Annotated in this window: 11 protein-coding genes; 9 read left to right on the top strand and 2 right to left on the bottom strand. The window is 59.3% G+C overall.

Going from position 1 to position 13,452, the window contains the following annotated elements; genetic code table 11:
* Positions 1–5 precede the first annotated feature (5 nt).
* From rplS to BLR16_RS11605, 7 genes are all read left to right on the top strand, one after another.
* Positions 6–356 (top strand): 50S ribosomal protein L19, encoded by a 351-nt coding sequence (rplS, locus tag BLR16_RS11575; protein WP_002552524.1) that lies wholly within the window; start codon positions 6–8, stop codon positions 354–356.
* 103 nt (positions 357–459) lie between these two features.
* Complete coding sequence (xerD, locus tag BLR16_RS11580; RefSeq protein ID WP_074805532.1) at positions 460–1,356, top strand: site-specific tyrosine recombinase XerD; 897 nt, start codon at positions 460–462, stop codon at positions 1,354–1,356.
* Between the two features lie 145 nt (positions 1,357–1,501).
* On the top strand, positions 1,502–2,242 hold the full coding sequence (dsbC, locus tag BLR16_RS11585; RefSeq protein ID WP_003364987.1) for a bifunctional protein-disulfide isomerase/oxidoreductase DsbC: 741 nt from the start codon (positions 1,502–1,504) through the stop codon (positions 2,240–2,242).
* A 136-nt stretch (positions 2,243–2,378) separates the two neighbouring features.
* Positions 2,379–3,683 carry a homoserine dehydrogenase gene (locus BLR16_RS11590; protein ID WP_054080742.1) on the top strand — a complete coding sequence of 435 codons (1,305 nt, stop codon included), beginning with the start codon at positions 2,379–2,381 and terminating at the stop codon, positions 3,681–3,683.
* A gap of 98 nt (positions 3,684–3,781) precedes the next feature.
* On the top strand, positions 3,782–5,191 hold the full coding sequence (gene thrC / locus BLR16_RS11595) for a threonine synthase (RefSeq protein ID WP_003433427.1): 1,410 nt from the start codon (positions 3,782–3,784) through the stop codon (positions 5,189–5,191).
* Between the two features lie 120 nt (positions 5,192–5,311).
* Positions 5,312–8,941, top strand: a complete 3,630-nt coding sequence (locus BLR16_RS11600; RefSeq protein WP_074805529.1) for an ATP-binding protein — start codon at positions 5,312–5,314, stop codon at positions 8,939–8,941.
* Between the two features lie 107 nt (positions 8,942–9,048).
* Positions 9,049–10,335 (top strand): EAL domain-containing response regulator, encoded by a 1,287-nt coding sequence (locus BLR16_RS11605; protein WP_058398139.1) that lies wholly within the window; start codon positions 9,049–9,051, stop codon positions 10,333–10,335.
* Here the strand turns inward: BLR16_RS11605 and BLR16_RS11610 are convergent.
* Positions 10,308–10,970, bottom strand: coding sequence for a response regulator (locus BLR16_RS11610; protein ID WP_003364962.1), 663 nt, complete (start codon positions 10,968–10,970; stop codon positions 10,308–10,310). The genes BLR16_RS11605 and BLR16_RS11610 overlap by 28 nt on opposite strands.
* Before the next feature lie 289 nt (positions 10,971–11,259).
* Between BLR16_RS11610 and BLR16_RS11615 the strand changes: the two genes are divergently transcribed.
* Positions 11,260–11,556: a DUF3509 domain-containing protein gene (locus tag BLR16_RS11615; protein ID WP_003433423.1), complete on the top strand. Its 297-nt coding sequence runs from the start codon at positions 11,260–11,262 to the stop codon at positions 11,554–11,556.
* 171 nt (positions 11,557–11,727) lie between these two features.
* Here BLR16_RS11615 and BLR16_RS11620 read toward each other — a convergent pair whose 3' ends face one another.
* Positions 11,728–12,567: a TIGR02285 family protein gene (locus BLR16_RS11620; protein WP_003364958.1), complete on the bottom strand. Its 840-nt coding sequence runs from the start codon at positions 12,565–12,567 to the stop codon at positions 11,728–11,730.
* A gap of 325 nt (positions 12,568–12,892) precedes the next feature.
* Between BLR16_RS11620 and BLR16_RS11625 the strand changes: the two genes are divergently transcribed.
* The gene (locus BLR16_RS11625; RefSeq protein ID WP_003314240.1) at positions 12,893–13,435 is read left to right on the top strand and encodes a YaeQ family protein; all 543 of its coding nucleotides are present in this window, start codon (positions 12,893–12,895) and stop codon (positions 13,433–13,435) included.
* The last annotated feature ends 17 nt before the right edge of the window (positions 13,436–13,452 follow it).

The raw sequence follows: 13,452 nt of genomic DNA on the forward strand, positions 1-13,452 counted from the left end.
CCAGCATGACTAACAAAATCATTCTTGCCCTCGAAGCAGAGCAGATGACCAAAGAGATCCCTACCTTTGCACCAGGCGACACCATTGTCGTCCAGGTTAAAGTGAAGGAAGGCGACCGCGCTCGTCTGCAAGCATTCGAAGGCGTTGTAATTGCCAAGCGTAACCGTGGCGTGAACAGTGCTTTCACTGTTCGTAAAATCTCCAACGGTGTTGGCGTTGAGCGTACTTTCCAGACTTACAGCCCGCAAATCGACAGCATGGCTGTGAAACGTCGCGGTGACGTTCGCAAGGCCAAACTGTACTACCTGCGTGACCTGTCCGGTAAAGCAGCGCGCATCAAGGAAAAACTGTCCTGATACAGTTTTTCGATGCATAAAAAAGGCAGCCCCAGGGCTGCCTTTTTGCTGTCTGCTGTTTGATGATTCACCCCTTGTCTACCGAAACACGCACTGAGTGAACATGGCTGCCATCGACCATCCGCTGATTGACCGGTTTCTGGACGCGCTCTGGCTCGAAAAGGGCCTGTCCGACAACACCCGGGATTCTTACCGCAGTGATCTGGCGCTGTTCAACGGCTGGCTGCAGGAGCGCAACGTTGATCTGATCAGTGCCGGGCGTGAAGTCATCCTCGATCATCTTGCCTGGCGCGTTGAAAATGCCTACAAGCCGCGCTCCACGGCGCGTTTCCTGTCTGGCGCACGTGGCTTCTATCGCTACCTGCTGCGCGAAAAGCTGATTTCCGTCGATCCCACCCTGCAGATCGACATGCCTCAGTTGGGCAAGCCGTTGCCCAAATCGCTTTCCGAAGCTGACGTCGAAGCATTACTTGCCGCTCCCGACCTGAGCGAGCCCATCGGCGAGCGTGACCGCGCCATGCTTGAGGTGTTGTATGCCTGCGGTCTGCGCGTGACCGAATTGATCAGCCTGACCCTGGAGCAGGTCAATCTGCGTCAGGGCGTGCTGCGCGTGATGGGCAAAGGCAGCAAGGAGCGACTGGTGCCCATGGGCGAAGAGTCCATCGTCTGGGTCGAGCGTTACCTGCGCGGCGCCCGCGACGAGTTGCTGGGCGGAAAGCCCAGCGACGTACTGTTCCCCAGCAGCCGTGGCGATCAGATGACCCGCCAGACCTTCTGGCACCGTATCAAGCACCAGGCAACGGTTGCAGGCATTGGCAAATCCCTGTCACCGCACACCCTGCGCCATGCCTTCGCCACCCATCTGCTCAATCACGGCGCTGACTTGCGCGTGGTGCAGATGTTGCTCGGGCACAGCGATCTCTCGACAACGCAGATCTACACCCATGTGGCGCGGGCGCGGTTGCAGGAATTGCATGCCAGGCATCATCCACGCGGTTGACTCACGACGTATTTTGCGAAGCTTCTTACGTCGCTCCGAGTCGGCCCCGCGAGCCTTATGTGGTAGGCTTTGCCGGTTTCGCCTATCAAGGCTGGCACTCCTTTTTTCGACAGTTGCCAGCCTGTCCGCCGTCATAGGAGTTTTCATGCGTTTGCCACAGATTTTCGCTGCCGCGGCTTTGATGCTGGCCGGCACCTTCAGTATGTCTGCCCTGGCTGATGCAGCCCCTGATCAGGCCATCCGCAAGACGCTCGACTCGCTGGAATTGCAGCTGCCGGTCGAGAGTATCTCGCCGAGCCCGCTCAATGGCCTTTATGAAGTGAAGCTCAAGGGCGGCCGCGTCCTGTACGCCAGTGCCGACGGTCAGTTCGTGGTTCAGGGCTATCTGTTTCAGGTGCAGAACGGCAAGCCGGTCAACCTGACCGAGAAAACCGAACGTCTGGCCATTTCCAAGACCATCAACGCCATTCCTGCTTCCGAGATGGTGATCTATCCGGCAGTGGGCGAGACCAAGTCGCACATCACAGTATTCACCGACACGACTTGCCCGTATTGCCACAAGCTGCACGAAGAAGTCGGCCAGTTGAACAAGATGGGTGTCGAAGTCCGTTACCTGGCATTCCCGCGTCAGGGCCTTGGCTCTCCGGGTGACGAGCAGTTGCAGGCGGTGTGGTGTTCCAAGGATCGCAAAGGCGCGATGGACCGCATGGTCGATGGCAAGGACATCAAGGCCGCCAAATGCGACAATCCGGTCAGCAAGCAATATGAGCTCGGCCAGTCGATCGGCGTGAACGGGACGCCTGCGATTGTCCTGGCCGACGGTCAGGTAATTCCGGGTTATCAGCCTGCAGCTCAGGTTGCCAAGCTGGCAATGGGCGCCAAATAAGCCGGTGTTTTCAGGCGCGCCTTGTGCATACACGGCGCAAGTGGCCGAAGTGTCGTCAAAATTTCAGCCGCATGGCGCCATGCGGCAGTTTTTCCACAGCCGATTCAGGTTCGGCTGTTTTTCGGGGAGTTCATCAGTGAAACCGGTCAAAGTAGGCATATGTGGGCTGGGTACTGTCGGTGGCGGTACCTTCAACGTACTTAAGCGTAACGCCGAGGAGATTGCCCGCCGTGCCGGGCGTGGAATCGAAGTTGCGCAAATTGCGGTTCGTACACCAAACCCCAATTGCCAGATTACCGGTACGCCTACCACCAGCGATGTGTTTGCCATTGCGACCAACCCTGAAATCGACATCGTCGTGGAACTGATCGGCGGCTACACCGTTGCCCGCGAACTGGTACTCAAGGCCATCGAGAATGGCAAGCACGTGGTGACCGCCAACAAGGCGCTGATCGCGGTGCATGGCAACGAGATCTTTGCCAAGGCGCGTGAGAAGGGCGTGATCGTTGCTTTTGAAGCCGCTGTTGCCGGCGGTATTCCGGTCATCAAGGCCATTCGTGAAGGCCTGTCGGCGAACCGTATCAACTGGGTGGCCGGCATCATCAACGGCACCGGCAACTTCATCCTCACTGAAATGCGCGAGAAGGGCCGTACCTTTGCCGATGTTCTGGCCGAGGCTCAGGCCCTGGGTTATGCCGAAGCCGATCCGACCTTCGACGTGGAAGGTATCGACGCTGCGCACAAGCTGACCATCCTCGCCTCCATTGCCTTCGGCATTCCGCTGCAGTTCGACAAGGCCTACACCGAAGGCATCACCAAACTGACGACTGCAGACGTCAACTATGCCGAAGCGCTGGGCTATCGCATCAAGCACCTGGGCGTTGCACGCAGCACGGCTCAAGGCATCGAACTGCGTGTACACCCGACGCTGATCCCGGCCGATCGCCTGATCGCCAACGTCAACGGCGTCATGAACGCGGTGATGGTCAATGGCGATGCGTCCGGCTCGACGCTGTTCTACGGCGCGGGTGCCGGTATGGAGCCTACGGCTTCTTCCGTGGTGGCCGATCTGGTCGATGTGGTCCGTGCGATGACCTCGGATCCGGAAAACCGGGTCCCTCATCTGGCCTTCCAGCCCGATTCGTTGTCAGCCCACCCGATCCTGCCGATCGAAGCCTGCGAAAGCGCCTACTACCTGCGCATTCAGGCCAAGGATCACCCGGGCGTGCTGGCCCAGGTCGCGAGCATCCTGTCCGAGCGTGGCATCAACATCGAATCGATCATGCAGAAGGATGTCGAAGAACACGATGGCCTGGTGCCGATGATCCTGTTGACTCACCGGGTAGTGGAGCAGGGTATCAATGACGCCATTCAAGCCCTGGAAGCCCTGCAGGATGTCGTTGGCCCGGTGGTTCGTATCCGCGTCGAGCACCTTAATTAACATCAACTGCAAGCTGTCAGTTCCAGGCCGCAAGCCGATCGTTTCGACCTTGCAGCCCTGGAGCCCTGGCTTTCAGCCCAGACCAAAGGTTTGATCCCATGCGCTATATCAGTACTCGCGGCCAGGCGCCGGCCCTGAATTTCGAAGACGTGCTGTTGACTGGTCTGGCCAGCGATGGTGGCCTCTATGTGCCGGAAAACCTGCCACGCTTCACGCAGGAAGAGATCGCTTCCTGGGCAGGTCTGCCTTATCACGAACTCGCCTTCAGGGTGATGCGCCCCTTCGTGGCTGGCAGCATCCCGGATGCCGACTTTAAAAAGATTCTCGAAGAGACCTACGGCGTGTTTGCCCACAGCGCTGTTGCGCCGCTGCGCCAGCTGCATGGCAACGAGTGGGTGCTTGAGCTGTTCCATGGCCCGACGCTGGCCTTCAAGGACTTCGCACTGCAACTGCTTGGCCGCCTGTTGGACTATGTACTGGCCAAGCGTGGCCAGCGTGTCGTGATCATCGGCGCGACCTCGGGCGACACCGGTTCTGCGGCCATCGAAGGCTGCCGTCGCTGCGACAACGTCGACATCTTCATCCTCCACCCGAACAATCGTGTATCCGATGTACAGCGTCGGCAGATGACCACGATCTTCGGCGACAACATCCATAACATCGCGGTCGAAGGCAACTTCGACGACTGCCAGGAAATGGTCAAGGCCAGCTTTGCTGACCAGAGCTTCCTGAAGGGCACACCGCTGGTCGCGGTCAACTCGATCAACTGGGCGCGGATCATGGCTCAGATCGTTTACTACTTCCACGCCTCGCTGCAGTTGGGCGGACCTGCGCGTTCGGTATCGTTCTCGGTACCGACCGGTAACTTCGGCGATATCTTTGCCGGTTATCTGGCGCGCAACATGGGGCTGCCGATCAACCAGTTGATCGTCGCCACCAATCGCAACGACATCCTGCACCGCTTCATGAGCGGCAATCAGTACGTCAAGGAAACCCTGCACGCCACGCTGTCGCCCTCCATGGACATCATGGTGTCGTCCAACTTCGAGCGCCTGCTGTTCGACATGCACGGTCGCAACGGCGCTGCCATTGCCGGGCTGATGAGCACGTTCCGCCAGGGTGGCGGTTTCAGCGTCGAAGAAGAGCGCTGGACCGAGACCCGTAAACTGTTCGATTCGCTGGCAGTCAGTGATGAGGATACCTGCACGACCATTGCCGAAGTGTTTGCCAGCACCGGCGAGCTGCTCGACCCGCATACCGCTATCGGGGTAAAGGCCGCGCGCGAATGCCGCCGCAGTCTGGACACGCCGATGGTGATTCTGGGCACCGCGCATCCGGTCAAGTTTCCGGAAGCGGTGGAGAAGGCCGGTGTAGGAAAAGCGCTTGAGCTACCTGCACATTTGTCTGATTTGTTCGAGCGTGACGAGCGCTGCACTGTTCTGCCAAATGACCTGAAAGCCATACAGGCGTTTGTCAGCCAGCACGGCAATCGCGGTAAACCGCTCTGACAGAAGCGTCGTGTAACAACTTTAGGCCCGCCACTTGGCGGGCCTTTCTGTTTCTACGTGCCAAACTTCGCTGGTTTTTCGAACCACTGAGTTGAGTCATTCGTAGTGAAGCAGGCAAGTATGCAAGGCGTAGTCAGGGAGGCAGGCAACACATCGAGATGCCGCGCATGGCGCAGGGTATGGGTGTTGCTGGCGCTGGTTTTTGCCGGGGCAGCCAATGCGGCGCAAAGCTTGCCGTTTTCACTGACAGCCCCTTTTGTGGCTTCGGCGGATCTGATCCTCGAAGATCAGGACCGGGCCTGGCTCGACCAGCGCAAGGTTCTTCGGGTCGGCATTGCGATCGCAGACTACGAGCCGATCGATATCACCAGTGACCGCAACCGTTATCAGGGCATCAGTGCCGACTACCTGGGGCTGGTCAGCGACCAGTTGAACCTCCCGGTGCAGGTCACCGGGTTTGCCAAGCGTTACGAGGCTATCGATGCGCTGCGCGACGGCAACATAGACCTGCTGACCAGTGCCAACGGTTTCGAGCGCGGTGTGAAAGGACTGTCCTTCTCGACCGAATACATGCCTGATCGATCGGTGGTCGTTGGCCGCGGCAACGATTTGAGCCCGTTGTCGAGCCTGGCCGGCAAGAAGGTCGTACTGCTTGACGGCTATGCCGATTCGGACGTGGTGCATCGCGTTTACCCTGACAGCCAGATCATTATCGCGCCTAACCTCTACAGTGCTCTGGAAGCGCTGAGTCAGGGTGAAGTGGACGTGTTCATCGGCAACGAAGTCATCGTCCGTACCTATACCGCCCTGCGGCCCTACCTCGATTTGCAGATCAAATTCGAAAGTCGTTTGCCCCCGGTGGGGTTCTCCTTTGCGGTGCGTGACGACGAGCAGCGCCTGCTGACCTTCATCAATCGGGCCCTGGACAGCATTGCACCTTCGACCAGTCGTGAAGTGCTCGGCCGCTGGACCATGGGTCTGGGCGCTGACGTGGAGGGGCAACGCATTCGCCTCACCAGTGCCGAGCGACGCTGGCTGCTCAAGCATCCGAGTGTGACCATTGCGACCGTGCAGCACCCACCGTATATCTACAAAGACAGTAACGGCCACTGGGTGGGATTGAACGCAGATGTGCTGTCACGTATCTCGCGCATGACCGGATTGCAGTTCGTCCATCAGGAATCGCCTTCCACGCAGCAGTCCATCGACATGCTGCGCGCCGGTCAGGCCGACATGAATACCACGCTCGCGGAAAATGCCGAGCGCCGCCGGTTTCTGGACTTCACCTATTCGTTCGGCGGCAATAGCTGGATGTTCGTGGTGCGCTCCGACCGCTCGTCGCGCATATCGCTCGACGGTCTGGCCGGGAAAGTACTGGCCCTTCCGGCCAGGCATGCGCTCGAGGACCTAATCAGGCGCGAGCACCCCTCGATCCAGCTGCGACTGGTGGACACCTACGATCAGGCCCGTGCGCTGGTGGAAAGTGGTGCTGCCGATGCGACCATTCAGAATGAAGTGGGGGCCTACCTGTTTCCGTCCGGACAATTGAAGGTTGCCAGAAGTGTCGAAGGCCAGTGGTCGCCCGACAGATTTTCAGTGATCAAGACCCAACCCGAATTGCTGGGGATTCTGAACAAGGCGCTGGAAGAGTTCCCGGTAGCCGAATTGCGTTCGGTCCGTCTGAAGTGGCTGGGATCGGCGCTGCCTCAGCCGTCGCTCTGGGCGCGCATACCGCAATGGGTATTCTGGGTAGTGTCCCTGGCGTTGCTGACCGGTCTGGTGTCGCTGATCTGGAGCAGTCGCCTCAAGGTGCAGATTCGCCAGCGCCAAAGGGCGCAACGACAGCTCAATGATCAACTGGCCTTCAAACACGCTCTGCTCGACGGTATCCCCAATCCGATTTATGTACGCGATCTCAAAGGGCGTCTGATTTCCTGCAACCGTAGCTACGAGCAGAGTCTGGGCATCAGCTTCGAACAGATGAATGGCCGACGCCTCACGGACGTCAATCTGATCCCGCGCGCGCTGGCCGAGCAGATGCACACCGATTACCTCAATCTGCTGGAAAATCATCAGCCGGTCTTTTCCGATCGCACCATCGAACTGCCTGGCAAACGTATGGACGTCTGGCAATGGACGGTCCCGTTCTTCGCCGCCGATGGACAGTTGCAGGGGCTGCTCGGCGGCTGGATCGATATCACCGAGCGCAAGCAACTGGAGCAGCAGCTTCAGGAGGCCATGCATCTGGCCGCTCAGGCCAACGAGGCAAAAAGCGCTTTCCTGGCCAGCATGAGCCATGAAATCCGCACGCCGATGGGGGCAATCATTGGTTTGCTGGAACTGGAATGCGAACAGGCCTTGCGCCTGGGCAGGATTCCCTCGCAAGGCCTGCAAGTGGCCCACCGCTCAGCTACGGAGCTGGTAGCGCTGATTGGCGAAAGCCTTGATCTGGCCAGAATCGAAGCGGGCGGCATGCAGTTGTCACTGGCTGTCACTTCCCTGGAAGGGCTTTTCGACGGGGTGATCGAGCTTTTTTCCGCGCAGGCGCGGGAAAAGGGGGTGGAACTGCGCCTGGAGTTCTCCGGGCAGGCGCGGGGCGACTACTGGCTGGATCCCTTGAGGTTGCGTCAGGTGCTGCACAATGTGCTGGGCAACGCGTTGAAGTTCACTCGGCAAGGTGCGGTGGTCGTGACGCTTGATGTGACCAGTGACTCGCCTGAGTCCACGCGTCTGCGCATTGGCATTCAGGACAGTGGCGAAGGGATTGATCCGCAGCGTCAGCAGCAGGTATTTCAGCCTTTCACCCAGGCAAATGACGACACGGCCGCACACTACGGGGGCAGCGGGCTGGGGTTGAGTATCACCCGGCAACTGGTTGAACTGATGAAGGGCGACATCAGCCTGCACAGCGAGCCGGGCAAAGGGACGCTGGTCACCATCGACCTGCCGCTGACCAGGGTGAGCGAGCCGGTTTTGCCCGCGGACGATGTTGCGGATGCGCCCGTCGACACGCGTAGCCTTCATCTGCTGGTGGTCGATGACATGTCGGCCAATCGTCTGGTATTGACCCGGCAGCTGGAGTTTCTTGGCCATCAGGTAACGGCGGTCGAAGACGGCAGGGCGGCGTTGTCGAGCTGGTGTGAAGGGGCGTTTGATGCGGTTATCACCGACTGCAACATGCCGGGTATCAGCGGCTACGCATTGACCCAGGCCATTCGCCAGATCGAAGAGAAAGAGCAACGTCAGCGCTGCCCGGTCATAGGCTGTACCGCCAACGCGATGAGTGACGAGGCGGCACGTTGCGAGCAGGCAGGCATGGACGGCCTGCTGATCAAGCCGCTGTCACTGGCGCGTCTGGCCCAGGAGCTGGCGGATCGGGTGCGTGAGCCGACGTTCGACATCGGCACGCTGCAAACCATGACTCAGGCCAATCCGCAACAGATGCAACGGTTGCTGGGCGAGTTATGGAAGAATCTGAGGCACGAATACGCTTTGCTGGAGCCTGCGGTGTCGGCCAATGACTGGAAGATGCTGAGCGCCTGTCTGCATCGCCTCAAGGGGGCGGCGAGCCTGGTTGACGCAGTGCCGCTTGCCAAGGCGTGTGCCGCGCTGGACGACAGTGTCCGGCTGCAGAGCACGGCCAGTCTGGCGGAACGCTGGCAGGCACTGGAAGTAGCCATGACCAGACTGCGCGCTGATATCGAAGTGCAACTGGTGAGCGTGCCCGAGACTGCGGTGCCAGGCGGTTGAATCTTGCGAACAACGTGTGGCGGGTTTAGGACATGTCCTATGGGGCGGGTGTCCGGGACCCGCTACAGTAAGTGTTATCCCGGGCCGCTGGCTCTGACTCCGCAGGCGTGATCGTGCACTCACTCAAGGTTCTGATTCTCGAAGATCATCCCTTCCAGCTGATGGCGCTGCATCAGATGCTCAACGCCAATCAGGTGTTCGATGTGCTGACGGCCGATAGCGTGGAAGTCGCCAGGCTTTCCCTGCAAAGCCGTGGTCCGGTCGACATCGCGATCTGCGATTTGCAGATGGAAGGGCCTGACGGCCTGGAATTGATCCGCTTCATGGCAGAGAACGGTTTGGCGCGTGCGCTGATTATCGTCAGCTGTTCCGCCGCCTGCGTGCTGGAAGGGGCCGCGCAACTGGCGCTCGCCCAAGGCCTGAACGTTCTGGGGTATGTGCAGAAACCTGCGTCCGCCGGGGCGTTGTACGAGTTGCTCGAGGCGTATGGGCCCGGTCGGACAGACTGTGTAGAGCAGGCACCGACGGGCAGCGCGTTCAGAGCTCTTTCCGCTATCGAATTGTTTGACCCTACACGCAGCGGACCGATAGACGTGGCGTCCATTGCCGAACAATGGATCACCTATTTTCAACCCAAGGTCAGTCTGCAGGGCGAGTTGCTGGGTGCCGAAGCGCTGGTTCGCTGGCAGCACCCCGTGTACGGGCTGCTGGCACCCGGGCGATTCATCGACGTCATCGAGGCTGAAGGGCTGACCGTTGCATTGACCTGGCGGGTCCTGGATCAGGCCCTGCAGTTCTCTGCGCAGGTCATGCGCGAGCGGGGTGAGCCGCTGTCGGTTGCCGTCAACATTGACCCGCAAGTGCTGCAGCAGCTGGATTTCGCCGAGCAGATCATGCAAGCGCTTGCCCGGCATGGCGTACCGGCCACCGCGCTGACCCTGGAAATCCTCGAGCAGGACGCCGCGCGCCCGGAAACCTGGCAGCTCGAAGGCCTGCTGAGGTTATGCATGCAGGGTTGCAAGTTGTCTATCGATGACTTTGGCATGGGCGCTTCGAACATCGACCGCCTTCTGCAATTACCTTTCAGCGAGCTGAAAATACCAACCGAGTTCGTGCGCGGCATGGCCGACGACGCGCGTAAATCGGCGGTCGTGGCCGGTGCTTTGTTCATGGCGCAGCGGCTGTCGATGTCGGTGGTGGTTGAAGGTGTCGAGACGATTGAAGACGTTGACAGTCTGCTGGCGCTGGGCGATCCCGCCATTCAGGGGTATTTCATTGCCCGCCCGATGCCGGCCTCGGCCTTCATGCGCTGGGTGGCGGAGCGTGACAGCGGCCATCTGCAAGCTGTTTCCAGAGACAACCCGCCTCAGGACAGACCGCTTTCCTGCAAATAAATGAACAGAGCAGCGTCATTGGCCAGTCCGAGCTTGCGCATGGCGGCGACTTTCTGGGCGCTGACGGTCTGTTTGCTGCGATTGAGTTGCGCCGCGATCTGCCCCACCGTGTGGCCAGCCGAGAGCAGGCGTAACACTTCCAGCTCCCTTGGCGACAAGCGATCTGCCTGCAGCAGCGCGTCGGGCCCATGCTGGCGTGCTTCTCTGAGTACCCTGCGTACCGAATCGGCGACAAAAAGCCCACCGCGCCTGACCCCCTTGATGGCAGCAGGCAGTTCTCCGGCAAGGCTGGCCTTGCTCAACAAACCCCGGACACCCAGGTCCAGCATGGACTGAAACAGTCCGGCATTGCTCAGGGTGGTGACAACGATCACTGGCAGCGCCGGGAAATCCCGGCGAATACGTTGCAGCAGACGCAGGCCGTCGTTCTGCCGTTCGACGGGCATCATGAAGTCAGTCACCAGCACATCGCAGGCGTGGCGTTCGAGTACCTGGAGCAGTTCGTCCGGATTGCAGGCCTCGGCGACGACGCTGGCCAGATTGTCCTGCTCCAGTACAACGCGCAGGCCGATGAGAAAAATCGGGTGGTCATCAGCCACGATGACCCGCAACCGGCGATCAGCGGAATCGCTCAAGGGATGGCTCCGTCAAAAGGGCTATACGGGTATTGCACGCGATGGACTTGTTTAACGCAGTGATCAAGAGCATAGGCACCTTGTAGGACGCGTAGCGGAATTGTGTTGGATTCTTCCTACAAGCTCACTTTCGGCTGGCATCGGCGTCCGGTTTTTTCCTTGTCACATTCAGCAGGCATGCTCGAAATGACAGACAGGTGCTGCGATCTGGCGATAGAAAGAACTTTCTGCTGTCGCCGATGGTCATTGGTTAGCACCTTTGCATTCAAACTGTTGAGTGGTGATCCGGATGGAAAATATCAGCTTACTGCTAAGCGAAGCGCTGGCTCCCTATCAGGCCAGTATTGGCCCGGCCGGTTCTCGGGGCGAACGTCTGGTGACTCTGAAAGATAAAGCGGGCACCTGTGTGATCGAGCGCGCATTCAGCGCTGATCAACTGAGCGACAAACGTCAGCTCACCGACGTGGTAGACGGTCTGCGCCGCGATCTTATGGTTGCCGAGGGGCGAATCGAACCCTGCGTCATTGCCGCCATGCGCAATGCTGCAATCAGCCGTACGTTTGTCGGCACCCCATCTTTTGCTTAACAGTTGCTTAACCGGCGTTAAAGGAACTGGAACCTGAAGGGTTCGCTGCACTCCTATGCATTACGTCAGTTTTGATCATTGTGCTCCGGTGATCAACGGCTGACGTCATGACCGATAAGGTCACGTTTACCCCGAGCAGGTCCCCCTCTGCCCGGGGTTTCTTTTGTCCGGTCATTCCTTGTCCAGCAGTGCCTTGACGTCTTCCAGGTAGCTGGCCCGTTGCGCGGGCTCCAGCCACTGCGCATAAAAGCCCATCAGGCTGGTTTCACGCAGCACGCGCATCTCGCGGTTGATCAGTTCAATGGCCTGCTTGCCCTTGGGCGAGTTGCTGCAACTGACATAGACGAACTGGTATGCAGGATTGTCCTTGATCGGCAAGAAGGCCAGTTCCTCCGGCCTTATGCCTTGTTGCATGGCCTGATAGCGCGCTTCCGGCCAGAAGCTGATAAAGGCTTGCAGACGCCCCAGACGCTCCATTTGCAGCAGGCTGCCGACCGCATCGTTACCGTAGTGCGGCACGAGGATATCTTCATCGACGTCGTGCAGCGTGTGGTCGATCATTTCTCCATAGCTGCGTTCGGCAACGATGCCCAATTTGATCGTCCGGCTGGCCATCAAGGCCGCGAAGTCTAGCTTTCCGTCCTCCACGTAGGGCTCGAACTTCGACATCTCCTCCTTGCGCACAATCAGGCCGCTGCTGAGGATGGCGCCGATCGGTATGGAAAAAAGCAGGGTTCTGGCTCTTTCTGCCGTCCACAGCATGGTGGGATCACAACTGAGAGACGTGTCGTCGCTCAGCATTTGCAGAGCCCTGGCGCGGTTGACCCGCATCAGCACGTGGTTGTACTCGGGCATTCGTGCTGTCAGCAAGGGCATCAACTGATCAATTGCACCTTGGCCGCGCATGGCACCGGAAAAAATCGTGGAAGGGGGGATGTCGCGCATCAGCCAGGTCAGCGTCTCCCTGGCCTGGCTGACGCACGACATGGCAGCCAGCGACAGGGCGAGCATCAATCGAGCCGTTGTACAGCACGAGGCAGGAAGGGGCATTCGCGGGTGTCATCCTCGAAAAGGGTTCAACAGTCTGAGGTAGGGTTGGCAGCTCTTTGAATGGTGCTGCGCCAGTGGCGTCACATTCAGGTGCCCCGGTTGGGAGTTCGGGTGCTCGCTGCAGATCGTCTTTAGCACAGATATGTATCAGAAATTTGTTTCAAATTATCGATTTTTGTTCGTCCTGCAAATGGGGGGCAAGCACATCCTTGCGCGAGCAAGTTCGTTCACAGGCCCGGCATCGGGTAGACTTGCTGTCTTCCCTCCAGACTCTAGAAGCCCGTTCATGGCCCAGCCGTCCACGACCTACAAATTCGAACTCAACCTCACCGACCTTGATCGCGGCGTGTACGAGAGCGTCAAGCAGACCATTGCCCGTCATCCTTCGGAAACCGAAGAGCGCATGACCGTGCGTCTGCTGGCCTATGCCTTCTGGTACAACGAACAGTTGTCGTTCGGTCGCGGCCTGTCTGATGTGGACGAACCCGCGCTGTGGGAAAAAAGCCTCGATGACCGCGTTCTGCACTGGATCGAAGTCGGCCAGCCGGACGCCGACCGACTGACCTGGTGCTCGCGCCGTACCGAACGCACCAGCCTGCTGGCCTATGGCAGCCTGCGCGTCTGGGAAGGCAAGGTCATCCCGGCGATCAAGAACCTGAAAAACGTCAATATCGCCGCCGTCCCGCAGGAAGTGCTGGAAGTGCTGGCCAAGGACATGCCGCGGGTCATCAAGTGGGATGTGATGATCAGTGAAGGGACGGTGTTCGTCACTGACGACCGCGGCCAGCATGAAGTCCAGTTGCAATGGCTTGCGGGCGAGCGCGGCTGACAGCCGCCGGTTCCGAT

The organism is Pseudomonas sp. BS3767 (genome assembly GCF_900099665.1).
Lineage (GTDB): Bacteria > Pseudomonadota > Gammaproteobacteria > Pseudomonadales > Pseudomonadaceae > Aquipseudomonas > Aquipseudomonas cerasi.